Here is a 25,661-nt window from a genome sequence, read left to right as displayed (position 1 = left end):
ATGCTTGATTGGAAACTGGATTTTACCTGGGAAATATTACCTCGTTTATTAGCTGCGGCCGGTAATACCATGCTGGCGGCCGGCGGAGGGTATATCGTCGCAGTTCTGCTCGGCTTAATCTTCGCGTTGGCTCAGCGCACTCCATCACGAGCCGTTACCTTTGTGGTGCGTGAGCTGGTCGAGTTTGTTCGTTCAACTCCGTTGCTGCTGCAGATTTTCTTTATCTTTTACGTTGGGCCGCAGTTTGGTTTGCGCCTATCGCCCTGGACCGCAGGTCTTATTGCCATTGGGTTACATTACGCAGCTTATCTTTCCGAGGTATACCGAGGCGGAATCGAGAATGTTCCGAAAGGGCAATGGGAAGCGGCGAAGGCCATCAATCTTTCAACGATCAAAACCTATCGCCGAATCGTCATTCCACAGGCTTTGCCACCGGCGTTGGCCGGGATGGGGAATTATCTTGTCGGGATCTTCAAAGATACACCAATGCTGTCAGTGATCGGGGTCGCGGAGCTGATGCATGCCGCCAACTCTATCGGCGCAGAAAATTTCCGTTATCTTGAGCCTTACACCATCGTAGGGCTGATCTTCCTGGCGATATCACTACCAATTGCTTGGCTTATTCGCCGATTCGAGACTGTATTACGCCGCAAAATGGGACTGACCAGATGAAGCACGACATGAGCCAATACCCCCTGAAACTCGAGGGCGACAATGTGCCCATGGTGCGATTTCATAACGTCACCAAGAAATACGGCAACCTGACTGTTCTTGATGGCCTGAATCTTGATGTCACCGAAGGTGAAATGGTGACTATCATTGGCCCTTCCGGTTCGGGTAAAACCACCGTTCTGCGCATGTTGATGACGCTGGAAACCATAGACAGCGGGGTGATCTACGTTGATGGAGAGCCTCTAACGCACATGGAAAAGAACGGTCGTTTAGTGCGTGCCAATGCTGCTCACTTACGCAAAATTCGTTCAAAGATCGGTATGTGTTTCCAACACTTCAATTTGTTCCCGCACATGACGGCGCTGGGGAACTGTATTGAGGGGCCGATGCAAGTGTTGGGTATGTCCAGAAAGGAGGCTGAGGAACGCGCCCTGGAGCTTCTGGAGATGGTTGGCATGGCGGATAAGCGTGATCAGCATCCATCCAGGCTTTCAGGTGGTCAGCAGCAGCGTGTTGCGATTGCGCGAGCTTTGGCGATGCGCCCGAAAGTCATGTTGTTCGATGAGGTTACCTCGGCCTTGGACCCGGAAGTCATCAGTGAGGTGACTGGGGTTATTCGCGGACTCGTTGATCAACACAATCTGACTATGTTGATGGTCACGCACCAGATTGGCTTTGCCCGGGATATTTCTGACCGTATTTGCTTCTTCTTCAGTGGCCGGATTGAGGAACAGGGAGCTCCAGAAGTGCTTCTCGATACTCCCCAGAAAGACCGCACTCAGCAGTTTTTAAGTGCGGTCCTTGAGTCAAACTAAGTCAACGCTGGCTTAGTTTGACTGACAGGCGTTTTCGGTGGTCAAGTCGCCTGGCAAGAAGGCCTTGATGTAGTTGTCCGGTGTCACCGTTGCCATCATTTCATCCGAGCCCAAGTACTCTTTCAGGGCTTTGTTGAAGGCAAGACGAAACGCCTTGTCTTCCGGACGGAAGCCGATCCCGACCACTTGCTTGTCACGGCCGACAAATTGCTCGGGGTCAGTCATTTCAAAGCTGTCGTCCATGTCGGCGGCGTGCTTAGCTTCGAGCACGTTTGTCGGAGCTGCATCGACACGCCCTGTGCGCAGGGCGGCAAGGGCTTGTGTCGGCCCGGGCACTTCGGTGATGTTGCTTGAGGGCACCCCGGCATCCTTGGCATCTTTCAGGGTGTTGTAGCCCGAGGACGCAACCATCGTTAGGTCCTGATCAATCAAGTCCTGATAGGTTTGAATGTTCTTAGGGTTGCCTTTGGGCACCAGAAAGGTGTCGCCGAATGCGCCGATCGGATCTGAGAAATCCATATTTTCACAGCGCGCCTTAACCACATACATCCCGCCGGTTACCAAGTCGACTCGCCCGGCTTTTAAGCTTGGGATCAGGCTAGACCAGTCAGTCAGCACAGGCTCGATGTTGGTATGCCCCATGCGTTCCAGCACGTCTACAGCGATTCCGTTAACAAAACCTTGAGGCGAACCGTCGTTCCCTGCGTAGGCCCAAGGCGGCGCCGCTGCGAAGCCTAGGCGTATGGTATCACCTTCTTCGATTCTTTCTTCCAGCATGCCTGCTTGTACTGAGCAGGTCGTAACGATAGCGCTGAGAGCTAAGGTTTTAATCCACATGTTTTTTAGTGGTTTCATTGTTTGCCTCTTCTTTTTTCGAAAATGAATAAGCTCATTATGACATAAGTTCGTTCGCTAAAATTTATTGCTGTAATGAATGGGATGCGTCCCGCGCCAGTTGCCAATGGGTTAAGGCAGGTTCTTCCGCCAATGCTTCACTCGAACCTGCCCCTTTATCGCGTCGATTATTTCATTAATCAACGAAATCAAAGCCTCTTGATCGCTGTCTTCTTCGGCCGTTGCGTTCGGGTCGGGGAGTAGGGCGTTGACGATGTCCTCAATAAACGCGTGATTTGACGACGATGCAAGATCTTCAAGTATCTGGTGTATGACATTGGCGACGATATCCCCCACGGCATTTTCCAGAGTGTCCTGAATGGTCGGTCCGACCACCGGCAGGTACTTGAGCCGGGACAGTTCCAGGTTTTGCTTTAATGCGTGGTCAACCCGATCTTCCAGATAGGCGCGCAATGCGCCTCGGTTTGGCATATAGCCTTGCTCCGCTGCATGGGCAACTCGGTCAGACAACCAGTCGGCGAGCATGCTTTTTCTGGGGTACAAAATGTCGTTCTGGATTCGGTCAAACAGCGGGGAGCCTTGCTGAATCTCATGCTGAACGCCGGAAAGCACCTTGATAACGATCCGATCCGAGAGCTCTTCCATAAACGCGTCGAAATAAAACGCAAAGAACGTGTAGATGCGGGTATTGGTGAAATCAATGATCTTGTATTGCTGCAGCCGATAGCCGATGGAAATAATCCGTAGCACCCGCAGAAAACGAAAGCTGCCGATCGGGATGCAACCCAAAAGGTCGTACCAGTGAATGAACGGGTAGAAGTACCAGCGGTCATAGATCTTCGCTTTAATGGAGTACCCCCACCGGATGACGAATTCACTTAGGAAAATCGACACAAAAATCATGTCGTAGAAGATGAACCTTTCGTGAATAGGGTGGTAAGCACTCTGCACAGCTGGCAGGTAGTCTTTCAGCAGGTTTTGTACGGCAACGAAGTTATAGATGGAATCCCAGATAATGAACGCCAGGTTGACGATCAGCAGGCCCAGCATCGCAAAGTCGACGAGGAGCCAGAACATCTGATGGCTGGATTTCAGGTTTTCGCGGTTGATCCTGAGCATTCTCGTTACCTGTGAGTGGAGCGGGAACCAGTCGTAAGTCTATGACAGGGTAGCCTATTTACATCTTGGGCACGACTTTCTGGCGAAGTCTGGCGAAGCTCGAACACCTAATTAATCTACGTTTATTTGGGGCAACAGGCATGGCACGTGAGTGGGGGGACCGGTAAACTCCGAGGTCTAACTCTACGTTTCATAAAACAATCTGGTTGGGATGCCGGTACACCGTATGCTGCCACCTTTCTTATCAAAAGAGACGGCTATAAAAGCTACAGCGTTGTTCATACTCTGTATTCCAGCACTGGTGTTGGCAAATCAGGTCGATGTGCAAGTGAAGGGCGATCACGACGCTCTGGAAGACAATGCACGTATTTTTTTGGGGGAAGTTGAAGGGCGCACTGCAGATGGTCTGCGTCGGTATGCCCCCACAGCTGAAGGCCAGGTTAAGGAGGCCCTTCGAGCACTGGGCTACTACAACCCGCAAATCACCTGGGAAGTGAATGACGGCGACGTAGGCTTGGCGGAGCTCAAGCTCACCGTAGAACCTGGAACCCCGGTTCGGGTTCGTCAGCGCAACGTGGATATTCACGGGCCAGGGTTAAAGGATGCCGAATTTGTTGAAGAGCTGCCCGAGCGACCTCGGGTTGGTGATGTGTTGAACCACGGCGAATACGACAATCTCCGAAGCAGCATTAATAACAGAGCCCGGCGCCTGGGATACTTCGAGGGTAAGTTTGAGGCACGGGAGCTGAAGGTGGACCCGGCGGAGAAAACCGCAGACATCAATTTAAGCTTTGAATCCGGCGAGCGTTATCGGCTTGGAGAAGTCACCTTTCTGGAAGGGCATGGCTTCGAGCAGAGGCTGCTTGATCAGTTTGTGACGTTCGAGCCCGGTGAGCCATTCCATGCCGGGAAAGTCGCCAAACTGAGCGGTGACCTCTCGAACAGTGGTTATTTTTCAGGGGTGGACCTGGATGCTTCGCCCAGCGATGCGGAAGATCGGGTTATCCCTATCAATATCGACCTGACACCGCGAGATCCCCGTTCAATCGCAGCCGGTGTGGGTTTCTCAACCGACGTCGGGCCTAGGTTCCGTGGTACCTGGCGCGAGCATTATATAAACCCCATGGGGCATCGGCGCGGACTGGATACCGAAGTGTCGGAATTGCGTCAGAGCATTTCCGGTTGGTATGAACTGCCGCTGGATCCGCCGATGACCGACTCCATTCGTTTGAGCACCGGTTACCAACGCGAGGAAATTGAAGACGTTGCCTCTGAGCGTTTAACCCTGGGCCAGCAGTGGCGACATCAGCTTGATACCGAGTGGATGCAAATTCTGGGTTTGCGATGGGAAGGTGAGCGTTACACTATCGGTGAGGAAACACAGAACACTTCCAGCCTGTTGCTGCCCAGTGTCGGTTATTCGAAGCTGCACTCCAATTCTCCTCTGGACCCCTCTCAAGGTTATCGCTTGCAGGTAGATGTGACGGGGGCGCACCGGGCTGCATTGTCCGATGCGGATATTCTGCATGTGAACTTTCTGGCCCGAGGCCTTTATACCTTGGCGGACAAGCATCGCTTTTTGGCTCGGTTTAATTTTGGTGGCGTGGCGACGAATAATTTTGATGACGTTCCGCCATCTCTGCGCTTCTTCGCCGGCGGCGACCAATCGGTTCGAGGCTACGCTTACGAATCGTTGTCACCAAAAAACAGCGATGGTGATGCGGTGGGTGGTCGCTACCTTATTGTGGGGAGCGCCGAATACCAATATGAATTCACGAAAAGCTGGCGGCTTGCCGCCTTCATTGATGAAGGTAATGCCGTGGACGATGTCTTTGATCCGTTAGCCACAGGAGTGGGGGTGGGGATTCGTTGGGTAAGCCCGGTTGGGCCCTTGCGCCTTGATATTGCGGAAGGGCTGAGCGAGTCCCTTGGTGGCGGCTGGCGAATCCACTTTTCAATGGGGCCTGAATTGTGAGTGATCAGCCTGAAGCAACCGATAACCCGAAGAGTGGGATGGCCAAAGAAACGCCTCGGCGGCGCTGGTGGTTCTGGCTATTGGTTTTACTTGCGGTGGCCTTACTGCTGCCATTGGTTTTGTTGGGGCTTGTACTGGTAGCACTCAATACCGATAAAGGCACCGCGTGGACATTGGAAAAAATTCCGGGCCTACACACAGAAGCGGCTTACGGCTCGTTGTTGGGGCAATGGCAGGCCGAACGTCTTGAATGGCAAGGCTATGGCGTGGGGGTGGACGTTCAGTCGCCCGAGGTGGATTGGTCTCCAACGTGTTTGTTCGAGTTGACCGTGTGCCTGGATGCTCTGAAGGCCAGCCGTATTGATGTCACGGTGCAACCGTCAGATACGGAAGAGCAATCGAGCGGCGGAATAAGCCTGCCAGACATCACTTTGCCATTGGCAGTGAACGTCAAAGACGTGGCTTTGGGTGAATTGACCGTCAACGGTAGCCGCATCTGGGATCTTTTTTCGTTGAAAACGAGTGGTTCCGGGGCCAGCCTAGATATCGATCAAGCCTCCTATGTCCTTGGTGATCTTCGCGTTAACGCAAGTGGTTGGGTGGAGATGCGCAGAGATTGGCCGCTGGACTTGAATGTGAAGGTAGATTTGCCGCCGCCGTCAGGTGATCAGTGGACGGTGGATTTGAAACTCGCTGGCAGCGTGCGGGACTTGAGAGTAGATGGTCAAAGCACCGGCTATCTGGAAGCGAACTTACAAGGCACTGCTAAGCCACTGGATGAGCGTTTGCCCGCTCAGCTCAAATTAACCTCGCCGGCCTTTATGGCCCATCACACCCTGCCGTCCACCCTGTTATTACAAGATCTTGTGTTGAGTTTAGGGGGCTCTCTGGCTAAAGGGTTTCAGACAGAAGCTCGGGCGGTGCTTCCCGGCACGACGGGTAACGTGCAGCTTGGCTTGGACGGGTTAGTGACGACAGAGGCCGCTTCTGATCTGCACCTGTCACTTTCGGGTCCCGCTGTTATCGATCGCGCGGACCCCGGCACGTTCAATGCCTCTGGGAACCTATCTTGGAAGGAGGGCTTGCAGGCCAATGCCGATATCAGTCTGGACGCTTTCCCTTGGTTTGGTTTGTTGCCTGACGTTTCAGAACCACCTGTGGTGCTGGAAACGTTAATGGGCCAAGCCAGTTATCAGGGCGACAATTATAAGGCAAACCTCGAAGCAAGCGTAAAAGGACCTCAGGGAACTGCCGATCTGGTGGCCAGCTTGGAAGGTGATTCCGACGCATTGATTGTAGACCGATTAGATATGAAAACGGGCGCTGGATCGCTCACGGCGCAGGCGGAGCTCGGGTTAACTGGGCCTTTGTCCTGGCAGGCTGCGCTTGAGTTAAACGCCTTCAACCCGGGTTACTGGCTGCCCGTTCTCGAGGCAGACCTGAATGGCCAAGTGATCAGTCAGGGGCATATGCAGGATAGCGGGTTGCCGGTAATGACGGCGGACTGGGATCTTGCCGGTGAATGGCAGCAGCAGCCAGCTAAAGCCGAAGGAAAGTTAAGTAGCGATGGCGCCGACTGGACGCTTAAGGATTTGTTGGTGTCGGTTGCAGAAAACGAAGTAACAGGTAGCGGACGTTACGGCACGGAAATAGGGGCTGACTTATCCGTTATGCTGCCCAAGCCTGAGCTAATCGTACCCGGTCTGCAGGGCGAGTTGTCTGGCGATTTGAGTGCGCGGGGTTCTTTGGAAGACCCTCAAGGGCAAATACGTCTGAACGCTGACCAGTTGGCGTGGCGTGACGAAGCGCAGGTTGGCCGGCTAGAAATTCAGGCCAGTCTGGGCTCTGGCGAGGTGCTGGATGCCAACATTATGGCGCGAGCTATTAAAGCGGCGGACCAGGTGTTGGACGAAGTGAACGTCTCAGCCCAAGGCACGCGGGGCCAACACCAGCTTTCGTTAGAAGCAAAACATCCGGATGTGTCATTGTTGATGGAACTGGCCGGTGGGTTGGGGGAGGCCTTTACCAGTTGGAGTGGCGCTATAACCCGCGGCGAGATAAACGTACCGGAGCCAGGGCATCTTTGGGAATTGGATCAGCGCACAGCCCTCTCTTACAGCAACCAGGGGGTGCTGGAGTTAGGACAACACTGCTGGCGCTGGCAGGACAGCTCCGTTTGTGCCGAGGACCAGCAGCTTTGGCCAAACCCAGCGGTTGCCTATCGCATTAACCAGTTCCCAACGCTTGCCTTAGAGCCGTTGTTGCCGGATACCTTCCGGTGGAAGGCCCTTTTGAACGCTAATATTGAGGTCGCCATGACTGACGCCGGGCCCGATGGTCGGGTTGAGGTTGATGCCGGTGAGGGCACCTTTGAGTTTTTGGTTCTGGATGATTGGGAAAAATTGAGCCACCAACAGCTTACTTTAAACGCGATACTCAAACCCGAATTGGCCGAGCTGTCGATGCTGTTAAAAGGCCCTGAACTGGGGCAGTTCTCAACGCAGTTGTCTGTCGACCCGGTATCCGCAGATCGATCCGTTGACGGGACCTTTTCTTTGAAAAAACTCGATCTTGCCTTTGTTTCGGCGTTTTCGGGTATCGATGAGGTAGCGGGTCAGGTCAATGGCGAAGGCCGGTTAGACGGCCCCTTGCTAAAACCGGCGGTTACCGGTGAGCTTGCACTCACCGAAGGGCGCTTCCAAGATCCGGATTTGCCGCTACCTATGGAAGATGTGGTACTGGCGGTAGAGTTTTCCGGCTACAACGCGGATATCAGCGGGCGTTGGCAGAGCAACGACCGCAGCGAGGGGCAGCTCTCTGGCAGTCTGGACTGGCGCGATGAGCCAGAGCTCAACTTGAATGTGAAAGGTGAAAGGCTGCCAGTGCATTTTGAGCCTTATGCATCGGTGGAAGCGGGGCCGGACATTAATATTCGCTTCCGGCCAGGTGAGCTGTCGGTATCGGGGCGTGTTGAGGTGCCTCGCGGACGGATCGAAGTTCAATCATTGCCTGAATCGGCGGTATCGGTATCAAGCGATGAAGTAATTGTCGGTGCAGAGGCTGAAGAGCCCGCAATCCGCACGATGTTGATGGACGTGGTCGTGGTGGTCGGTGAAGATGAAGTAACGTTAGACGCGTTCGGCTTGACCGGAGACTTAAAGGGAACGCTGCGCATCGGAAATGACATGGACACACGTGGCGCTCTGCAATTGGTGAATGGCCGTTACGAAGCTTACGGCCAAGACCTTGATTTGCGAAGGGCGCGGGTCGTCTTTGTGGGAGCCCTGGCCGAGCCCTATCTGGATATCGAAGCCGTGCGAGAGGTCGATACGGTGGTTGCCGGTATAAGGCTTAGCGGGCCTATCAGTGAACCGGAAACCGAAGTGTTTTCCGAACCATCCATGCCCCAAAGCGAAGCCTTATCGTATGTGATTTTAGGTCGACCACCGCAAGGGCGTGGGGATGAAGGACAAATGAGCGCGGCCGCTATTTCCCTCGGCTTGACCCAGACCAACGATCTGACGCAAAGCATCGGCGACGAATTGGGTATTAAAAACCTGATGCTGGAAGCAGAAGGGTCCGGGGAAACGGCGTCTGTGGTCGCGAGTGGCTACATTACCGATGAGCTGAGTATTCGCTACGGCGTTGGTATTTTCGAGCCGATCACCACCGTTGCTTTGCGCTACGATCTTGGCAGGTATTTCTATCTGGAGGCGGCCAGTGGATTGGCCGCCTCTTTAGACATCTTTTATACCCGGGATTTTTAACGACTATTGTCCCGTTCGAACAGGCGTTTTGCCTCGTCACTCCATTGAGCACTCTCGTTCTCGAGACGTTGGAGCTTTCGTTCGCAGGCTGCTTGAACCAGCCGACGAAAAATACGCCGATGACCGGCGTGATAGAGCAGATATTCAGGGTGCCATTGCACGCCCAGTAGCCATTGTTTTCCGGTACTTTCGATAGCTTGAACAAACAAGTCGTTGTCCACCGCGGTAACCCGAAGGCCTTGGCCGAGTTGCTTGATGGCTTGGCTATGAATGCGATTGGCACCAATTCGCCAGCTCTGCATCAATTCCGCTAGCCGACTGCCTGAAACCAGTCTTACGGTTTGCAGTGGTAGCAGCAAAGGTCGATGCCGGGTATTTACCCGAAGAGGCGTGACGTTCTGACACAAAGACCCACCGTGGAAAATATTGATGAACTGCGCTCCGCGGCAGATACCGAGTACCGGAATACCAAGGGCCTCCGCCTGTTCCAGTAATCGGTGATCGGTGTCATCTCTTTTCGGGTTGTACTTGGCTGTCACCTGGGACTGTTGGCCGTAGCGTTCCGGGTGCACGTGGGTACCACCGGAAAGTACCAACCCGTCCAGCAGCGCAACGTTGATCCGTGAGCCAGGGCGAATGTAGTGGGTACGTGCGCCCGACAAGCGCAAACCGAGGCTGATTAGCCTCTGAGCAAGACTTCGTCGGGCGGGGCCACTAATACCGATCGTCAGTCCCGGAATGTCTGTTTCGGTTTCTGTATTAGACATAGCCGTGTTCTTGAAGCCATTGCTGAGTGGTGTCGGTCCAGGAATGGGTCAGGTTGTGAAAGCTCAATTCTTGCGCTTCCCGGAACTTCCTGCGCAGTACCGCCAGATCCTGAGCGTTATTGGCTAGTTTCTCAAGTACCACCCAATCGTTCCAAACGGTGGAAAAATGCCAGTTCGGATTGTCGATGTCGCAGTCTGGAAGCCGGTAATGAAGAGTAGGGCGGCTTTTGATGCGAGGATCTTGCACATACTCGGCCAGATAATCTGCGTCGAGATGAGCAAACAGCGGCAGCAAATCCAGAGCGCGGTTTCGAGTCGGGTTGCTGTCAAGGTAGTCTTTCATCAAACCTCTGATGTCAGGAGCGTAGTTATCCTGCATCAGCTTCTCCGTATATTTAGTGCTCCACGGTTCGATGTAGGTGGTGAACTTGCGACTGATATCGATTTGGTGTCGCGATTTTAGCCACTCATACAAGGCCGCAAACGCTTGCAGATAGCGCACTAGGGTGCCGGGTTCCAAGTCTGGCAGTTCCGGGTTTAGCTGCAGTCCAAATGCAAAATAGAGCGCTTCCCTGCTTCCCAGCGCGCCTAAGTCACGGAGTTCGTCCACCAGCGTTTCCATGATGTGTAGCTTGGACAGTGGCAAGGGCGGGCCCACAATTTCCAAGGGCACAATTTTCTCGGCAGCGAAATCGATGGCATCCATCGCGTGAGAGGCCAGTTCCCGAATGGAAGTGGGCAGCCCTTCATCAGCGAGATTAAGATCTTTGATCGGATCGGAATCCAACTCAATTGTGTAATCACCATCGTTGGTTTTGATGCTTGTGACATACCGGGATTGGAGTTCCGGTTTGCCGCCAAGCAACCGACTGGCATGGTCTATAAGTGCATCATAACTGAGCCCGGATAACTCAATTTCTACTCCAACCTTGCGTTCATTGCCATCAGTGGTGCGCGTGTTGACAGGCATATTGCTGAGTTTTGAAGAGCTCATAGTATGTCGCGGTTCCTTTGAAGACTTTGTTAGCCACCATAACACAGCGGTATGACGTTTCACGTTAGTGGCCACAAATGATCGATAACAGACTTTACACTGGATAAAACACTGTATATAGTCAAATCACTGTATAAAAAACCAGTCATCATTATCTGGAGTGGCCCAACATGAAACTAACTGCCAGGCAGTCCCAAGTACTGGATATTATTCGGCGATATCTTGATGAGACTGGCTATCCGCCAACCCGTGCAGAGATTGCGGCAGAACTGGGTTTTCGTTCAGCGAACGCAGCTGAAGAACACTTAAGAGCTCTGGCGCGCAAGGGCGCTATTGAAATGGTACCCGGGGCCAGTCGGGGCATAAGGCTGCCGGAAGCCGAGCCGGATTTGGGGTTGCCGGTTATCGGTCAGGTTGCGGCGGGTAGTCCGATACTGGCTCAGGAACACGTTGAAGATCATTGCGCACTCCAGCCTAACTTTTTCTCGCCAAAGGCGGATTACCTGCTGCGTGTGCGAGGCATGAGCATGAAAGACATCGGTATTCTTGATGGGGATTTGCTGGCGGTTCACCGGACTCAAGATGTCCAGAATGGTCAGATTGTTATCGCGCGTGTGGGAGACGAAGTCACCGTTAAACGGTTCCGTAAGGATGGCGATAAAGTGTGGTTGATTGCCGAAAACGAAGAGTTCAGCCCCATTGAGGTAGATCTGACGGAGCAAGAGCTTTTCATTGAAGGGCTTGGTGTGGGTGTCATCCGGCGTTCAGAGTTGCACTGAAAGCTGACAATTAGACATGCGAACAACGCAGGTAGGTGAGTGATGGAACAGTTGAGCTTCAATCATAATATGGCGTTTCAACCCGCAGCTGTGATTTCTGCGCAGGCAGCTTCATCGCATTATCGCCGACCTGAATCTCGGCGCACGACCTCGGGGCAGGTCGATCTCAGGGGGAACGTGACTGAGATTATCCTGCCGGAGGGTCAGGTTGAGAATTTTCAGTTGCTGTTGCCGATGTTGACGCAATTGAATCAGGAAAAACGTTGGTTGGCCTGGATAGACCCCCCTCATTCTTTGGTAGGGAAGTGGCAAAACACGCATGGCATTGTGACGGGTGAGATTCTGGTGCTGCGTTCAACACCAGAGATTCCGGCTCAGCAGTTGGCTGAGTTGGCGCTTGGAGCGGGCACCTGCCATGCGGTTGTGTTGTGGACTAACAAGCTGGCGCGCTCTGCGCTCGAGTCGCTGCAAAAAGCTTCTGCGAAAGGAAAGAGTCACGGAGTCGTACTGCGCCAGCGGTAATGTCGAAACCTAGTGGAGCGTGTAGTGAGGTTGGGCGTCGCCAAAGTCGCCTTCCTCGTCGCCCCAATCAACTTCTTCAGAAATAGTTCCGGTGGCTTCGATGCCTGCCGCGATCATAGCTTTTGCGATGCTCATGTCTCGGTCTGCCATCATTTCCTTCGCTTCGGGTGAGAAAGAAATGCGGACCAGCGGTGCGGCATCGTCATCAACGCGACGTAAAGCATAGTCTCCGTTAGGTAATTCAACGATTTCAAAAAACGATGGTGACATTCTTTAGGCCTTTGCTTGGTGCGATTTATTCGTGAGTAGCGGTTCAGGAGAGGTGGTTACCACTCGTTATGTCTGTTTTCTACGGCTCGGGCAAAATCGGTCATGGCCGTCAGGGTGTTTTGCAGGCTCTTGGCTGATCGATCCGCACCATCCTCTGCAGAAACCGCAATGATGTTGTCAGCCGAGACGGTTTTTTTAGGTGTGGGCGGCTGCTTCAGAGTCTTTTCAAGTTGTTCAAGATGAGACCACCAGCTGGCTGGAGAACGCTGTAACGTTTCTAAATCCTCGAGATCTTCAGTCTCGTAGGGGATTCGGGTTCTGAGTGCTTCAAGAGACAGTGGTTCCGAGACTTTTTGCTGATGATGCTGTGCGATCATCACCATCAAGGTGCTTCGGGCTCGCAGCAATAGCTCAATAACGCCCTGCGTCGTGGCTTCATTCAGCATAGTGCTTTGGGGGTTAACTTGAGCTTGCTCAATGGGTTGTTCCAGCTGCGCTAGTAAAATCTTCGCCAGATACAATTTCTGGGAAGTCAGTGAGTACCATTGAGACGCCATAGTTGACCCGTGCTGAATTAAGCCGATCCTTTAAAGTTAGCTGCTTAGCGTATCATTTTTAAACAGGCATTTCTTCCGCCCGTGGTTTGTGCTTAGACACAAGAAACTACAAAGAATTTCTTGAAACGATCGTTTGAATTTGGCAAAAAGGGCCACTTGGAGCAGAGTGCAGGTGCTCAAAAGATCATTGTTGGAGAATAAGGAATGCGAAACCGATTGTTAGCAGTCGTCACTATTGCTGCGTTAAGTGTGTCCGGTTCCGCGTGGGCCACGGTGGCTCCAGAGGAAGCGAAGCGTTTAAAAAGCGAGTTAACACCGGTAGGCGCAGTGCGGGCTGCCAACGATGCCGGTACTATTCCGGCCTGGCAGGGTGGTTTGGCAACCCCTCCAGCAAATTGGAAAGAGGGAAACGTTGAAGTAAATCCTTTTCCCCAAGATGAACCGTTATTCGTTGTAACCCGGGACAACCTGGATTTATACCGGGACAAGCTCACGGATGGTCATATTAAGATGCTTGAGCAGTATGGCCCCAATTTCTTTATGCCAGTCTATAAAACACGCCGAACGGCTGCATTTCCCGAAGAGGTTTATCAAAAATCTTACGAGAATGCGTTGAGTGCTGAGTTGCTCGATAACGGCAACGGTGTCCGAAATACCATTATGACTAGCCCCTTCCCCATTCCCAAAAATGGCTTGGAAGTGGTTTGGAACCATATTCTTCGCTATCGAGGTGAAGAAGTTTCTTTCCGAAGTGGCTCTGCCACGCCCCAGCGAGATGGGTCGTTCAACCCGGTGGTTAATCAGTACGACTATTTCTTCGCGTATAGCCGGCCCGGGGCGGACCTTGCCGACATCGATAACAAAATTTTCTACCTCAAAACAGACACGTTAGAGCCCAGTACTTTAGCGGGCACCATCACCCTCGTGCACGAGACGCTTGATCAGGTGCGGTCACCTCGATTGGCGTGGCGCTATGATTCCGGCTCTCGCCGCCTGCGTAGGTCACCTAATCTGGCTTACGAAACGGATTTACCTAACTCTTCGTCTTTGCGGTCGGTGGATCAAAAAGACATGTATAACGGTGCCCCGAACCAGTACGACTGGGAATTGAAAGGCAAGCGCGAAGTGTTGGTGCCCTATAACGCCTACAAATTGCACGATGAAGATGTTCGTCCGAATGATGTGATTCGTGCCAATCACATTAATCAGAAGCTGGCCCGCTACGAGCTTCATCGGGTATGGGTGGTGGAAGCAAAGCGCCGCACCGGAATTCAGCACATCTATGCCCGGCGCGTCTTCTACATCGATGAGGATAGCTGGCAGATCCTGGCTTCAGAGGAATACGATCACACAGGCGAACTGTGGCGGGTTTCTGAAGCGCACAATATTAGTTATTACAGTCAGCCCGTGTTCTGGACTACTATGGAAATGACGTACGATCTCAAAGCTCAGCGTTATTATATTGATGGTCTGGATGATGGCTACCCGGCCTACGATTTTTCACCGGGTTATCGTCGAAACGAATTTACGGCTTCTGCTGCCCGTCGGGCGGCCCGTCGCTAAGTCGTTACCTCAAGCCGCTATCCGGCCGGGTAGCGGCTGCATGACTGGTTTTCTCCAGATCTCATTTTCATCAACTCTAAGAGGTGATTCGGCGGTGGCTAATCCAGATGTTCTCCTGGCAGATCTCGATTCTTTGCAAGAGCAGCTTGAAGCGGCGCTAAACGCTGAAGATTGGGAGGCGTTGGTTGTTCTTAACCAGCAGGTGAAACCCGCTGTTGCCCCATTGATGGAGGCAATGGAACAAGGCTTAATAGCACCCACGCCGGTTAAACAGCGATTGGAAGCCCTTAACCGGTTTGTCGAGGTGGCTGGGCAAGGTGCGGTCAAAGCCAGGGATGAAGCTCGGGAGTCGTTACAGGGGGTAAATCAAAATCGTAATGCGGCCGCTGCCTACGCGAACGTTTCCACTAATCGCTCTCAGTAACTTTTGGTTGCATTCGGATCAACAAAGGCATAAGTGTCATAAAATTGACTCCGGGCCAAAGACAGTCTTAAATACGGCTCAAATCCTTCGACAGAGATCTTCGTGAATGCCTCAGAATAATAAAGTGCTGGTGCTCAGCAGCGACGAAGCCAGACAGCGTGATTTGATCACCATTCTGGAGTTTGTGGGCGAAGAGCAGATTGTTGCCGGTGACGAGGCGTTGGCGCTTTTACAAAGTGGTGAAGCGGCTCAGATAGAGCAGGCATCGGTTGCTCTTGTTCATGGTGAAGATCATAACGCCAAGACGGTGATTGCTTCGGTATGTGAGGCCACGCCAGGGCTGCCAATCCTATTGGTGGGGGATCTCGATGCGGAGCAATTACCCGAAGATCATGTATCGCGCTTGATCGCCCATATGGAGTGGCCGCTCAATTACACCAAATTCGTCGATTCGCTCTATCGCGCACAGATCTACCGCGACCAGTATAGCCGTGCTCCGGAACGAGGCATGCAGCGAGGCGTTCAGCTGTTTCGCAGTTTGGTGGGCACCAGTCGGCGCGTGCAACAGGTTCGCCAGCTCATGGAGCAGGTGGCGGATAAAGATGTCAGTGTTCTGATTACGGGTGAGTCTGGTACCGGCAAAGAAGTTGTTGCCCGCAACCTGCATTACCATTCCTCGCGCCGGGACAAGCCGTTTGTGCCGGTTAACTGCGGCGCAATCCCCGCAGAGTTATTGGAAAGTGAACTTTTTGGCCATGAAAAGGGCGCCTTTACCGGGGCGATTACGTCGCGGGTGGGGCGATTTGAGCTCGCTGAGGGGGGCACCCTGTTTCTGGACGAGATCGGCGATATGCCGCTCAATATGCAGGTCAAGATACTGCGGGTCCTGCAGGAACGGACCTTTGAGCGGGTCGGCAGTAACCGGACTCAGTCGGCTGATGTTCGCATCATCGCCGCGACTCACAAAAATCTTGAGGATATGATCGAATCCGGCGACTTCCGGGAAGACCTCTACTATCGCCTCAATGTATTCCCCATCGAAATGCCCGCATTAAGAGATCGCGTTGAAGATCTTCCGTTGTTGATCAACGAGTTGATTTCCAGAATGGAAAAAGAAAAGCGTGGCTCCCTGCGAATGAACTCGGCAGCCATCATGAGCCTTTGCCGGCACGATTGGCCGGGTAACGTCAGGGAGTTGGCCAACTTGGTTGAACGGCTGGCGATTATGCACCCTTACGGCGTGATCGGAGTGCAAGAGCTGCCGAAGAAATTCCGTTATGTGGACGATTACGATGAAAGCCGCCCGGTGGAAGAAACCGGCATGCCATCTGCCATTCCGGGGCTTGTAGGGCTCGACTCCCCGGCACTGCTTCCGATTAATGGCATCGATCTCAAAGACTATCTGTCGAATTTGGAACGCCAGCTTATTCAGCAAGCGTTGGATGAAGCTTCGGGTGTGGTCGCAAGAGCCGCTGAGAAATTGCGGATTCGGCGTACAACGTTGGTTGAAAAAGTCCGCAAGTACGGCCTGCGGGACGACGCAGCGGATTCCTGATTCCTCCTTCATTTGGGTGTCAAAGGTTTGAATACCTTTGGCACTACGTTGATCTTAGAACGACGTAAAGTCGTCACCTTCCTCTCTCCTGTTTTTCCTTCTCATTGAAATATAAAGAAAAACAGGTTTTGGCACGTTCCTGGCTTGACCGACTCTAAATGATACATCCGAGTGTTCTGGCCGACAGGCCGGTCTCAGGGGGAAGTTATGAGTCAGGTACAGTTTGTCGTCGAATCAGCTCGAGCTGAGACAGCGCCCAACGCGGCTGCTGATGTGAACGATAAAGTCACATCACTGTTTCCTCAGCAGGATAACGAAGCGGTAGGTTCGGCGCTGGAACTGTTTAACCAGATGTCTCGACAGATCACGGATTCCTATCGAACACTCGAGTCTCGAGTGAATCAATTATCCGGCGAGCTTACTCAAGAAACCCAGCAACGACAGCAAGAGCTGGAAGAGAAAGAGCAACTGGCCGATCGCTTGTCTACCTTGTTAAAAGCCTTGCCCGCCGGTGTAGTGGTTTTGGATGAGCGGGGTGTCGTCAGTCAGTGCAACCCGGCCGCACTGGCGCTTTTGGGTGAGCCGCTGGACGGTGAACGGTGGATTGACGTGATCAACCGATGCTTCGCTCCGCGTAGTGACGATGGTCACGAGGTGTCTCTGAAAGATGGTCGTCGGGTCAGTATTGAAATCCGGACCATGGAAAATCAGCCCGGCCAGCTCATTTTGCTGACTGATCTCACTGAAACTCGCCAACTTCAGTCCCAATTGGCCCATGCCCAGCGCTTGTCGGCTATGGGAAAGATGGTGGCCTCGTTGGCTCACCAGATTCGTACGCCACTTTCTGCAGCGATTCTTTACGGTGGTCATTTAGGGCAACCGGATCTTGATGAGGAAATGCGTCAGCGTTGTGCTAGCAAGCTCATGTCGCGGCTCAGTCACCTTGAGCATCAGGTCCGCGATATGTTGATTTTTGCGAGAGGCGAAACCCGGCTTGCCGAAGAGCTGTCAGTGGAAACTTTGAGTGGAGCCCTGGAGGCCGCTGTCGACGGCTTGAGCCTAGAGGCGGGGATTTCGGTATCGGTCGTCAACGAGCTTCATAAAGCGTGCAGCCTGATGTGCAACCTAGACGCGTTGGTTGGAGCCTGTACAAATTTGGTTAACAACAGCCTTGAAGCCGGTGCGACCGAGGTCACGGTGCATCTTATAACCTCGGCAGACGGTCTGGATATTCGAGTGCAAGATAACGGGCCAGGCTTCAAGCCGGAGCAGGCGCAAAAAATGATGGAAGCATTCTATACCACTAAGTCCCATGGCACGGGCTTGGGCTTGGCGGTGGTTCAGGCGGTGGTTAAGGCTCATCAAGGCGAGTTTTCGATTCGCCCTGCTGGCCAAAGTGGGGCGGTTGCACGCATACAGCTACCAACCCTGGCCGGTCGGGTTTAAAGAATAGGTGGAGGCATCAAGCATGGCAAAGGCTCATATTCTTATTGTCGAAGATGACCGTGATCTCAGGGAGGCGTTGGTCACGACGCTGGAGTTAGCTCGGTATCGAGTTTGTGAGGCTGCCAATGCAGATGAGGCTCTCGCGAGTTTGGTGCGCACGCCGGTGGACATGGTAATCAGCGACGTGAATATGCCGGGTTTGTCTGGCCACGAGCTGCTGGGTGAAGTGCAGCGTCTGTACCCGGGGTTACCAATGATGTTGATTACCGCATATGGCCAGATAAGCCACGCAGTTTCTGCTATGCAGTCTGGTGCGATTGATTACCTTGTGAAGCCTTTTGAGCCACAAGTGTTGGTAGAGGCGGTAAGTAAAGTTGTGGGTGGTGTTCGCCAAACCTCCGGTGACCAGCCAATAGCAGAAGACCCGCTCAGTAAGCGCATGTTTCAGCTCGCCACAAAAGTGGCGGCCAGCGATTCAACGGTGATGATTTCGGGTGAAAGTGGAACCGGCAAAGAAGTGCTGGCGCGCTTTATTCACGAGCAGTCTCCTCGTGCAGACAAGCCATTTGTTGCCATTAACTGCGCGGCGATCCCTGAGAATATGCTTGAGGCGATCCTGTTCGGTCACGAGAAAGGCGCCTTTACGGGTGCGGTAGCAACGTCTCCGGGTAAATTTGAGCAGGCCAACGGTGGTACCCTTCTGCTTGACGAAATTTCTGAAATGGAGCTAGGCCTCCAATCCAAGTTGCTGCGGGTTTTGCAGGAGCGAGAAGTGGAGCGAGTGGGTGGCCGAAAGACAATTCCTCTGGATGTGCGTGTGCTGGCGACCACCAATCGGGATCTGGGTGACTATGTCCGCGAAGGCAAGTTCCGAGAAGACTTGTACTATCGTTTAACTGTATTCCCGATGCGTTGGCAGCCGCTGCGTGAGCGGCCGCTGGATATAATGCCGTTGGCGAAATCGATTCTGAAAAAGCATTGCCGAAAAATGAAGCTGACGGGCATCAGTTTTGCTGAGGATGCTCGCAAGGCCATGGCGGACTACAGTTGGCCGGGAAATGTCCGGGAACTGGACAACGCCCTTCAGCGGGCCTTGGTATTGCATCAGGGCAATGTGATTCACGCGGGCGATCTTTGTCTTGAAATGGGCATAACCGGTTCGGCCGACATGTCGCAAACCACGGTTTATCCCGATGCATCGGTGCCCGTTGCTGAGTTATCTGCTCCCGCACATGACGTGACGGATGAGGCTGCGCCGGCCGGCGATACGGTCGGTTCACTGGGAGATGATCTACGCCAGCAAGAATTTCGTATGATTATACAAGCTCTCAAACATGAGGGTGGTCGCCGGAATCGTGCGGCGGAACAATTGGGCATCAGTCCCCGCACTCTGCGTTACAAATTGGCGCAGATGCGCGATGCCGGTATTGACCTTGATGTTGAGCTTGCCTTGGTCTGACCAGGCTTGTTTTCCTTTGTGTTGACTCCTTCGGGCACCCTTTCTGGGTGCCGCTTTTTTTTCTGCCCCGCTTGCGATTATTGTTAGTCGTCAAAATCTCGTCAAATCATTCTGTCATTCGTTTTTGGTTTTAATTAAAGTATTGAAATATAACTGAAACTCAGTTCTGGCCTGTTGTTTGCTTTTCTGTTCAGCATAGAGCGAATAACTGATACCCCATCGGGGTAGCCGGGAGAGGAAAATGGTCCAGCGTGCCGATATAAACAATGTTCTGTCAGAGATTCGGAATCTGCGATCCCAGATGGTGCAAAATCAGCGTATCGATCAGGATCAATCTGTACGTGGCAGGGTGGACGGTCCACGGCCGGTTCAGGAAACGAAAGAAGTACCCAGTTTTAACGATATGCTGGGTAAAGCGGTCAATGGTGTGAACGATGTGCAGAAGCAGGCCAGTGAACTCCGTACCGCTTATGAAATGGGTGACCCCAACGTCGATATTACTCGGGTGATGATTGCCGCCCAGAAATCGACCGTGTCTTTTGAGGCTCTGACCCAGGTGCGAAACCGCGTGGTTCGGGCTTATGAAGACATCATGAATATGCCGATCTGATAACGGAGCAATAGCATGGCAAGCTTACCTGCAGAAACCAACGCCTCCGATCTTCGGCCCTCTCAGGATTCCGGTGCCGCAGAAACTCGCAGTGACATGTTGCTTGGGTTTAATCGCCTGAATCTATTGCGGCAGGTTGGCCTGATGGTGGGATTGGCCGCCAGCGTGGCGTTGGGGGTTGCCGTGGTGCTTTGGGCTCAGGAGCCTAACTACCAGCCTGTAGTAGGGGACTTGTCCGCCTATAACCCGCAAGACGTGACCAGTATTCTGGATAGCAGCGGAATTGACTACAAAATGGACACGCGCACCGGTGCATTGCTGGTGCCGTCAGATCAAGTTTACGACGCTCGTCTGAAGCTAGCGGCAGAAGGTGTTACCGACCGGAAGACCATCGGTTACGAATTGCTCGACCAAGAACGTGGATTGGGCACCTCTCAGTTTATGGAAACCATCAGCTACCGTCGGGGGCTGGAAGGCGAATTGGCCCGAACCATTGCCAGCATGCGTGGCGTTCGCAATGCCCGGGTTCACTTGGCCATTCCTGAGCGTTCTGTGTTTATTCGCGATGCCCGAGAGCCCAGTGCTTCGATTTTTCTCGAAGTTTTCGCGGGCCGACGTCCTGAGCAAGAGCAGATCCGGGCCATCGTTAATCTGGTTGCCGGTAGCATTCCAATGATGAACCGTGATCAGGTGACGGTGGTTGATCAGAACGGTAATTTGCTGACCGGGGAAGAGTCCAAGCTCAAGGCCGATACCGATCGGATGAAAGATCAGTATGAATACACCAGCCGCGTTGAAGAACGCTTGTCTCGTCGTGTGACATCTTTGATCTCGCCCATTGTCGGTGATGGCCGGTACCGTGCAGAGGTTTCGGCAGATCTGGACTTCTCCGCAGTTGAGCGAGCAGAAGAACTGTATAACCCCGAACAGCAAGCCATTCGCAGTGAGCGTGAACTGACAGAACAGCGTGGCGCGGGTAACCTGATGTCGGGTGTGCCGGGTGCGTTGTCGAATCAGCCACCGGGTGATGCAACCGTGCCTGAGGTAGCAGGCGCTGCAGTTGATGAGAATGGTGATCCTATTGCGCCACCGGTTAACGTGCGTAAAGAGGCCACTCGCAACTACGAAATTGACCGTACCGTGAGCTACACCCGCCAAGAGATGGGCGCCGTGAAGCGGGTTACTGTCGCGCTAGCGGTTGATGATATGAAGGTCGTTGACCCTCAAACAGGTGAAGTGACCTATGAGCCCTGGCCAGAGGCCGAGTTGCAGAGGTTGGCCATGCTGGTGCGTGATGCGGTAGGTTATTCCGCAGAGCGGGGTGATAGTGTAACCGTTATGAATACCCCGTTCGCGCCAGAGGACGCTGTAACCTTCGAGCAGCCAGGCTTTTGGGAGCAGCCATGGTTCTGGGACTTGATGAAGCAAGTGCTGGCGGGTTTGGTCATCCTGATTTTGGTGCTCGGTTTGTTGCGGCCAACCTTAAAAGCTTTGTCGGGCGGCGGGCAGCGTGATCGCGGCCTTGGCTCGGACGGTGATGGCTATGATTCGTTCGACGGGTTCGAGGGTGACAAGGCGTTGCAGAAAGCCATGTCTCCACAAGATGATCTGCTGTTGCCGGGTGCCACAGACAGCTATGATAGGCAGTTGAATGCACTCAAAGGCCTGATTGCAGAAGATCCCAGTCGGGTTGCACAGGTTATGCGTCAATGGGTGAACGTCGATGACTGAACAAAATGCCGCACAGGGGCAAGCCCCGCAACGTAAAATCTCACGCGTTGAACAGGCTGCGATCTTGCTGATGTCGCTGGGTGAAAGCGACGCGGCAGAAGTGCTTAAGCACATGGGCCCGAAAGAAGTCCAACGTGTGGGGGTAGCCATGGCGCAGATGCAAGACGTCACCAAAGACGAGGTCTCCTTTGTCTTGAATCAGTTTGTTGATGCCGTAGGCGGGCAAACCGGTCTGGGAGTGGGCAATGATGACTACATTCGGGCTATGCTCACTCAGGCGCTGGGCGACGACAAGGCGGCCAGCTTGATTGACCGGATTCTGGTCGGAGGCAACACGACGGGGCTTGATACCCTGAAATGGATGGAGCCTCGCGCCGTCGGGGACATTATTCGTTATGAGCACCCGCAGATTCAGGCCATCGTTATTTCCTATCTGGACCCAGACCAGTCTGCCGAGATTTTGGCGACGCTCGACCCCAAAGTACGGCTAGACGTTGTAATGCGTGTCGCCTCGCTTGAAACGGTTCAGCCGCAAGCGTTGCAAGAGCTCAATAGCATCCTTGAGAAACAATTCTCGGGTGGGTCCGCAGGCCAGGCGAGCCGTATTGGCGGTGTAAAACGGGCTGCGGATATTATGAACTTCATGGATCGTTCGATCGAAGGCAGTTTGCTGGATTCCATCAAGGATATGGATCCTGATCTGGCGACGACCATTGAAGATCTTATGTTCGTGTTCGATAACCTTAAAGACGTGGACGACCGAGGCATTCAAGCTCTGCTCAGGGAAGTCTCATCCGAAGTGTTGGTGGTTGCGCTTAAAGGCTCCGATGACGCTGTGAAAGACAAAATTTTCTCGAACATGTCGAAGCGGGCATCTGAGTTACTGCAAGATGATCTTGAGGCTAAAGGGCCGGTTAAGGTCAGCGAAGTCGAAGCGGCTCAAAAAGACATCATCACTGTGGCTCGCAGAATGGCAGAAGCCGGCGAAATATCGCTGGGCGGTGCCGGTGAAGAAATGATGTGATGAAAGACCCCGACCAAAACGACAAGCTTATCCCGAAAGAAAACCTGACTGCCTGGGAGCGGTGGGAACTGCCTTTGCTGGATGAGCAAGGCAATCAGGTGGCTCGTGAAGAAGAGCTGAAACCGCTTACGGCTGCCAATCTGCAGGAAATCCGGGAAGCTGCCCGCGCAGACGGTTATCAGGAGGGACGCGACGCCGGTTATCAGGAAGGTTTCGAACAGGGGCGCTCTGAGGGCCATCAAGAGGGCGTTGCGGCGGGTGAAACTGAAGGCAGGGAACAGGGCCGTCAGCAAGCGACTGAGGCTATTCAGCAGGAAAACGCAGCCCTAATGGCGCGTCTCGACAACATTCTGGGTGAGTTGTTGCTTCCTATCGAGCGCCATGAAGCCGAGTTGGAGTCTGCATTGGTTAACCTGACCACGGTGTTGGCCAGAGCAGTGGTTTATCGAGAGCTCAGTATCGACACCTCTCAGATTCGTGACGTGGTCCGCAAGGCTCTCAAGTCGCTACCTTCAACCGCAGACAATGTGCGCGTGTCCATCCATCCAGACGATTTTGAACCGGTCAGTGAAGTAGCTGAACGCTTAGAAGTCAAACCGTCCATCATTCAGGATGACAGCCTGATGCCTGGCGGTTGCCGAGTTGAAACCCGTAACAGTTTGGTTGATTACACCGTCGAAAAGCGTTTTCAACGGGCGGTTCAGAATATGCTTGAAGAGCAGTTGGCCAGCGAGGATGAATCCGAAAGCAGCCAAGCCGGTACCTCCATGGGCGAACTGACCGATTTTCATCGGGATCTTCTTAGCGATACCGGGGGCTCCGCAAAGTCCGAGCCCGATCACGGCGTTCAGGATGACAGTGATGACCTCCCGACTGGCTGATCGTCTGAACCAGCTTCAGGCTGCGATCGGGCAAGAACCGGAGCCTGAGCTTTCTGGTCGTTTGACCCGAATGGTGGGGCTTACGCTCGAGTGCGTGGGCTGTCCGATGGTGGTTGGTGACCGCTGCCTGATTGAAGGTGAGGGCACCGGCAGCGTGGAAGCCGAAGTGGTGGGGTTCGAAGAAGATAAAGTTTACCTCATGCCCCTTGCCGCCATTGAGGGCCTGAAGCCCGGAGCCAGAGTTATCCCTCTTTCATCTGCCAGTAGAGTGCCGGTTGGCCCCCATATGCTAGGCCGGGTTCTGAACGGTGCCGGTGAAGCATTGGACGGAAAAGGGCCGCTTCAGGCCGAAGCCCGTGTTCCGCTAAGTGGCGACATCATTAACCCGCTGCATCGGGCACCCGTGCGTGAGTCGATGGATGTGGGGATCCGTGCTATCAACTCACTTTTGACCGTCGGCCAGGGACAGCGATTGGGATTGTTTGCTGGTAGTGGTGTTGGTAAAAGTATGTTGCTGGGTATGATGACCCGGTTTACGAATGCGGACATCACCATCGTTGGTTTGATCGGTGAACGAGGCCGGGAAGTTAAAGAATTTATCGAAGATATTCTTGGCGAAGAAGGTCTGGCGCGCTCCGTGGTTGTGGCATCTCCGGCCGATGATTCACCGTTGATGCGGCTGCGTGCGGCTATGTTGATCACCAGAATTGCCGAATACTATCGAGATCAAGGCAAACGGGTTTTGCTCCTGATGGACTCGCTGACCCGCTACGCTCAAGCCCAGCGGGAAATCGCGCTCGCAGTGGGTGAGCCGCCGGCGACCAAAGGGTATCCGCCCTCGGTGTTCGCTAAATTGCCTCAATTAGTCGAGCGCACAGGTAATGGCCGCCCGGGCGGCGGATCCATCACCGCATTCTACACCGTGCTGACGGAAGGGGACGATCAGCAAGATCCGATTGCCGATGCTGCGAGAGCGATACTCGATGGCCACATTGTGTTGTCCCGCCGGCTGGCGGAAGAGGGGCACTATCCAGCCATCGATGTTGAAGCCTCCATCAGCCGGGTCATGCCGCAAGTTACGCAGCCGGACCATTTCTCCCGTGCCCAGCGTTTCAAACAGGTTTACTCCCGATACCAGCAAGCCCGCGATCTCATCAGTGTTGGAGCCTACGTAAAAGGTTCCGACCCCGAAACTGACTTTGCCATACAGCACATTGCCAACATGCGACAGTTTCTTCAGCAGGAGCTCAATGAAAGCGCGCCTTTGGCCGACAGTATTGAGCAGCTATTGGCCGTTGTGCCGGAACGACGCTCGCCAGACCGGGCCAAGAGCCCGGCTCCGGGCGCGGCGACCGACCGGAGTAATGGTTGATGTTGCGTTCCAAACGGTTGGAAGTTGTGTTGGCATTGGAGGAGCGTAAAGAGGGCGAGGCTCTTGAGCGCTTGGGGGAAGCCCGAAAGCAGGTTGAAGCGCACAAAGAGCAAGTCGAGAATCTTGAACGCTACCAAGAGGAATACCGGGATCAGATTCGGGCGAACCAGCAAGGTGTTGTGGCCGTCGCCCGATTGCAAGCCTGGCAGGCCTTTATTGCGCAGCTCGATCAGGTTATTGCCCAGCAGCAACGACAACTTCAACAAGCGGAGCAGATATTCGAGGCGCGACGGCTGGAGTGGTTGCAGGCGTGGGAACGAAAGCGCGGTATGGAGCGCTATATCGAGACCTGCCGTCAGCAGGAGTACCAAGCCCGAGATGCAAAAGAACAAAAACTGGCGGATGAAGCAGCCGGCAGAGCCTTTGCCCAGCGTCAGCGCTGACGCTATAGGGATCACCGTTTTGTACCTGCACTCGTCAGTGCATTTCCACTAATCTTGTCTA

At 53.6% G+C, this 25,661-nt stretch carries 23 protein-coding genes; 17 read left to right on the top strand and 6 right to left on the bottom strand.

The annotated features are described in order from the left end of the window. Both ehuD and ehuA read left to right on the top strand, forming a co-directional pair. Nucleotides 1–672 (top strand): ectoine/hydroxyectoine ABC transporter permease subunit EhuD, encoded by a 672-nt coding sequence (gene ehuD / locus K5L82_RS07335; RefSeq protein ID WP_133006002.1) that lies wholly within the window; start codon nt 1–3, stop codon nt 670–672. Further along, nucleotides 669–1,487 (top strand): ectoine/hydroxyectoine ABC transporter ATP-binding protein EhuA, encoded by an 819-nt coding sequence (ehuA, locus tag K5L82_RS07330; RefSeq protein ID WP_133006001.1) that lies wholly within the window; start codon nt 669–671, stop codon nt 1,485–1,487. Before ehuD ends, ehuA begins: the two co-directional genes overlap by 4 nt. A 12-nt stretch (nt 1,488–1,499) precedes the next feature. Here ehuA and K5L82_RS07325 read toward each other — a convergent pair whose 3' ends face one another. Beyond that, nucleotides 1,500–2,342: a transporter substrate-binding domain-containing protein gene (locus K5L82_RS07325; protein WP_223133675.1), complete on the bottom strand. Its 843-nt coding sequence runs from the start codon at nt 2,340–2,342 to the stop codon at nt 1,500–1,502. Nucleotides 2,343–2,453: 111 nt separating this feature from the next. Further along, nucleotides 2,454–3,461, bottom strand: a complete 1,008-nt coding sequence (locus K5L82_RS07320; RefSeq protein ID WP_133005999.1) for a hypothetical protein — start codon at nt 3,459–3,461, stop codon at nt 2,454–2,456. A 226-nt stretch (nt 3,462–3,687) separates the two neighbouring features. On the opposite strand from K5L82_RS07320, the gene K5L82_RS07315 reads away from it, so the two are divergent. Beyond that, entirely contained in the window at nt 3,688–5,436 is a 1,749-nt protein-coding gene (locus tag K5L82_RS07315; protein WP_223133674.1) for an autotransporter assembly complex protein TamA, read from the top strand. Continuing rightward, nucleotides 5,433–9,203 (top strand): translocation/assembly module TamB domain-containing protein, encoded by a 3,771-nt coding sequence (locus K5L82_RS07310; RefSeq protein WP_316933375.1) that lies wholly within the window; start codon nt 5,433–5,435, stop codon nt 9,201–9,203. The genes K5L82_RS07315 and K5L82_RS07310 overlap by 4 nt, the downstream gene beginning before the upstream one ends. Here K5L82_RS07310 and K5L82_RS07305 read toward each other — a convergent pair. Together K5L82_RS07305 and K5L82_RS07300 are read right to left on the bottom strand one after the other, a co-directional pair. Then, on the bottom strand, nt 9,200–9,970 hold the full coding sequence (locus K5L82_RS07305) for a gamma-glutamyl-gamma-aminobutyrate hydrolase family protein (protein ID WP_223133673.1): 771 nt from the start codon (nt 9,968–9,970) through the stop codon (nt 9,200–9,202). The genes K5L82_RS07310 and K5L82_RS07305 overlap by 4 nt on opposite strands. Continuing rightward, nucleotides 9,963–10,964, bottom strand: a complete 1,002-nt coding sequence (locus K5L82_RS07300) for an amidoligase family protein (protein WP_133005997.1) — start codon at nt 10,962–10,964, stop codon at nt 9,963–9,965. The genes K5L82_RS07305 and K5L82_RS07300 overlap by 8 nt, the downstream gene beginning before the upstream one ends. A gap of 170 nt (nt 10,965–11,134) precedes the next feature. Between K5L82_RS07300 and lexA the strand changes: the two genes are divergently transcribed. Together lexA and K5L82_RS07290 are read left to right on the top strand one after the other, a co-directional pair. Continuing rightward, the gene (gene lexA / locus K5L82_RS07295; RefSeq protein WP_133005996.1) at nt 11,135–11,743 is read left to right on the top strand and encodes a transcriptional repressor LexA; all 609 of its coding nucleotides are present in this window, start codon (nt 11,135–11,137) and stop codon (nt 11,741–11,743) included. Nucleotides 11,744–11,785: 42 nt separating this feature from the next. Continuing rightward, the gene (locus K5L82_RS07290) at nt 11,786–12,265 is read left to right on the top strand and encodes a cell division inhibitor SulA (RefSeq protein ID WP_223133672.1); all 480 of its coding nucleotides are present in this window, start codon (nt 11,786–11,788) and stop codon (nt 12,263–12,265) included. A 9-nt stretch (nt 12,266–12,274) separates the two neighbouring features. Here the strand turns inward: K5L82_RS07290 and K5L82_RS07285 are convergent, their stop codons facing one another. Further along, nucleotides 12,275–12,535, bottom strand: a complete 261-nt coding sequence (locus K5L82_RS07285) for a hypothetical protein (protein WP_133005994.1) — start codon at nt 12,533–12,535, stop codon at nt 12,275–12,277. 56 nt (nt 12,536–12,591) lie between these two features. Continuing rightward, complete coding sequence (locus tag K5L82_RS07280) at nt 12,592–13,092, bottom strand: DUF6586 family protein (RefSeq protein ID WP_223133671.1); 501 nt, start codon at nt 13,090–13,092, stop codon at nt 12,592–12,594. 204 nt (nt 13,093–13,296) lie between these two features. Here K5L82_RS07280 and K5L82_RS07275 point away from each other — a divergent pair, with 204 nt between their 5' ends. The 11 genes from K5L82_RS07275 to fliJ all read left to right on the top strand — a co-directional run bounded on the left by K5L82_RS07275 (nt 13,297) and on the right by fliJ (nt 25,600). Then, a complete protein-coding gene (locus tag K5L82_RS07275; RefSeq protein ID WP_223133670.1) occupies nt 13,297–14,655 on the top strand; it encodes a DUF1329 domain-containing protein in 1,359 nt (452 codons plus the stop codon). A gap of 94 nt (nt 14,656–14,749) precedes the next feature. Beyond that, entirely contained in the window at nt 14,750–15,079 is a 330-nt protein-coding gene (locus tag K5L82_RS07270; protein WP_223133669.1) for an SOS cell division inhibitor, read from the top strand. A 106-nt stretch (nt 15,080–15,185) separates the two neighbouring features. Next, nucleotides 15,186–16,634 carry a sigma-54 dependent transcriptional regulator gene (locus tag K5L82_RS07265; protein WP_223133668.1) on the top strand — a complete coding sequence of 483 codons (1,449 nt, stop codon included), beginning with the start codon at nt 15,186–15,188 and terminating at the stop codon, nt 16,632–16,634. A gap of 207 nt (nt 16,635–16,841) precedes the next feature. Further along, complete coding sequence (locus tag K5L82_RS07260; protein ID WP_223133667.1) at nt 16,842–18,080, top strand: sensor histidine kinase; 1,239 nt, start codon at nt 16,842–16,844, stop codon at nt 18,078–18,080. Between the two features lie 22 nt (nt 18,081–18,102). Beyond that, on the top strand, nt 18,103–19,539 hold the full coding sequence (locus K5L82_RS07255) for a sigma-54-dependent transcriptional regulator (protein WP_223133666.1): 1,437 nt from the start codon (nt 18,103–18,105) through the stop codon (nt 19,537–19,539). A gap of 241 nt (nt 19,540–19,780) precedes the next feature. Then, the gene (gene fliE, locus K5L82_RS07250) at nt 19,781–20,149 is read left to right on the top strand and encodes a flagellar hook-basal body complex protein FliE (RefSeq protein ID WP_133005987.1); all 369 of its coding nucleotides are present in this window, start codon (nt 19,781–19,783) and stop codon (nt 20,147–20,149) included. 15 nt (nt 20,150–20,164) lie between these two features. Then, nucleotides 20,165–21,880 (top strand): flagellar basal-body MS-ring/collar protein FliF, encoded by a 1,716-nt coding sequence (gene fliF, locus K5L82_RS07245; protein ID WP_223133665.1) that lies wholly within the window; start codon nt 20,165–20,167, stop codon nt 21,878–21,880. After that, on the top strand, nt 21,873–22,904 hold the full coding sequence (gene fliG / locus K5L82_RS07240) for a flagellar motor switch protein FliG (protein ID WP_223133664.1): 1,032 nt from the start codon (nt 21,873–21,875) through the stop codon (nt 22,902–22,904). Before fliF ends, fliG begins: the two co-directional genes overlap by 8 nt. Continuing rightward, nucleotides 22,904–23,785 (top strand): flagellar assembly protein FliH, encoded by an 882-nt coding sequence (locus tag K5L82_RS07235; protein ID WP_223133663.1) that lies wholly within the window; start codon nt 22,904–22,906, stop codon nt 23,783–23,785. The genes fliG and K5L82_RS07235 overlap by 1 nt, the downstream gene beginning before the upstream one ends. Next, nucleotides 23,757–25,157, top strand: a complete 1,401-nt coding sequence (gene fliI / locus K5L82_RS07230; protein ID WP_410505850.1) for a flagellar protein export ATPase FliI — start codon at nt 23,757–23,759, stop codon at nt 25,155–25,157. The genes K5L82_RS07235 and fliI overlap by 29 nt, the downstream gene beginning before the upstream one ends. Further along, nucleotides 25,157–25,600: a flagellar export protein FliJ gene (gene fliJ / locus K5L82_RS07225; protein ID WP_133005982.1), complete on the top strand. Its 444-nt coding sequence runs from the start codon at nt 25,157–25,159 to the stop codon at nt 25,598–25,600. The genes fliI and fliJ overlap by 1 nt, the downstream gene beginning before the upstream one ends. Nucleotides 25,601–25,661: the final 61 nt, after the last annotated feature.

The organism is Marinobacter sp. AL4B (assembly GCF_019916045.1).
Classification (GTDB): domain Bacteria; phylum Pseudomonadota; class Gammaproteobacteria; order Pseudomonadales; family Oleiphilaceae; genus Marinobacter.
This window is presented reverse-complemented; position numbering and strand designations above follow the sequence as displayed.

Bases quoted from the DNA above. Each gene is read 5' to 3' on its own strand.
- ehuD (WP_133006002.1), top strand. From the start codon at position 1: ATGCTTGATTGGAAACTGGATTTTACCTGGGAAATATTACCTCGTTTA.
- ehuA (WP_133006001.1), top strand. From the start codon at position 669: ATGAAGCACGACATGAGCCAATACCCCCTGAAACTCGAGGGCGACAAT.
- K5L82_RS07325 (WP_223133675.1), bottom strand. From the start codon at position 2,342: ATGAAACCACTAAAAAACATGTGGATTAAAACCTTAGCTCTCAGCGCT.
- K5L82_RS07320 (WP_133005999.1), bottom strand. From the start codon at position 3,461: ATGCTCAGGATCAACCGCGAAAACCTGAAATCCAGCCATCAGATGTTC.
- K5L82_RS07315 (WP_223133674.1), top strand. From the start codon at position 3,688: ATGCTGCCACCTTTCTTATCAAAAGAGACGGCTATAAAAGCTACAGCG.
- K5L82_RS07305 (WP_223133673.1), bottom strand. From the start codon at position 9,970: ATGTCTAATACAGAAACCGAAACAGACATTCCGGGACTGACGATCGGT.
- K5L82_RS07300 (WP_133005997.1), bottom strand. From the start codon at position 10,964: ATGAGCTCTTCAAAACTCAGCAATATGCCTGTCAACACGCGCACCACT.
- lexA (WP_133005996.1), top strand. From the start codon at position 11,135: ATGAAACTAACTGCCAGGCAGTCCCAAGTACTGGATATTATTCGGCGA.
- K5L82_RS07290 (WP_223133672.1), top strand. From the start codon at position 11,786: ATGGAACAGTTGAGCTTCAATCATAATATGGCGTTTCAACCCGCAGCT.
- K5L82_RS07285 (WP_133005994.1), bottom strand. From the start codon at position 12,535: ATGTCACCATCGTTTTTTGAAATCGTTGAATTACCTAACGGAGACTAT.
- K5L82_RS07280 (WP_223133671.1), bottom strand. From the start codon at position 13,092: ATGGCGTCTCAATGGTACTCACTGACTTCCCAGAAATTGTATCTGGCG.
- K5L82_RS07275 (WP_223133670.1), top strand. From the start codon at position 13,297: ATGCGAAACCGATTGTTAGCAGTCGTCACTATTGCTGCGTTAAGTGTG.
- K5L82_RS07265 (WP_223133668.1), top strand. From the start codon at position 15,186: ATGCCTCAGAATAATAAAGTGCTGGTGCTCAGCAGCGACGAAGCCAGA.
- K5L82_RS07260 (WP_223133667.1), top strand. From the start codon at position 16,842: ATGAGTCAGGTACAGTTTGTCGTCGAATCAGCTCGAGCTGAGACAGCG.
- K5L82_RS07255 (WP_223133666.1), top strand. From the start codon at position 18,103: ATGGCAAAGGCTCATATTCTTATTGTCGAAGATGACCGTGATCTCAGG.
- fliE (WP_133005987.1), top strand. From the start codon at position 19,781: ATGGTCCAGCGTGCCGATATAAACAATGTTCTGTCAGAGATTCGGAAT.
- fliF (WP_223133665.1), top strand. From the start codon at position 20,165: ATGGCAAGCTTACCTGCAGAAACCAACGCCTCCGATCTTCGGCCCTCT.
- fliG (WP_223133664.1), top strand. From the start codon at position 21,873: ATGACTGAACAAAATGCCGCACAGGGGCAAGCCCCGCAACGTAAAATC.
- K5L82_RS07235 (WP_223133663.1), top strand. From the start codon at position 22,904: ATGAAAGACCCCGACCAAAACGACAAGCTTATCCCGAAAGAAAACCTG.
- fliI (WP_410505850.1), top strand. From the start codon at position 23,757: ATGACAGTGATGACCTCCCGACTGGCTGATCGTCTGAACCAGCTTCAG.
- fliJ (WP_133005982.1), top strand. From the start codon at position 25,157: ATGTTGCGTTCCAAACGGTTGGAAGTTGTGTTGGCATTGGAGGAGCGT.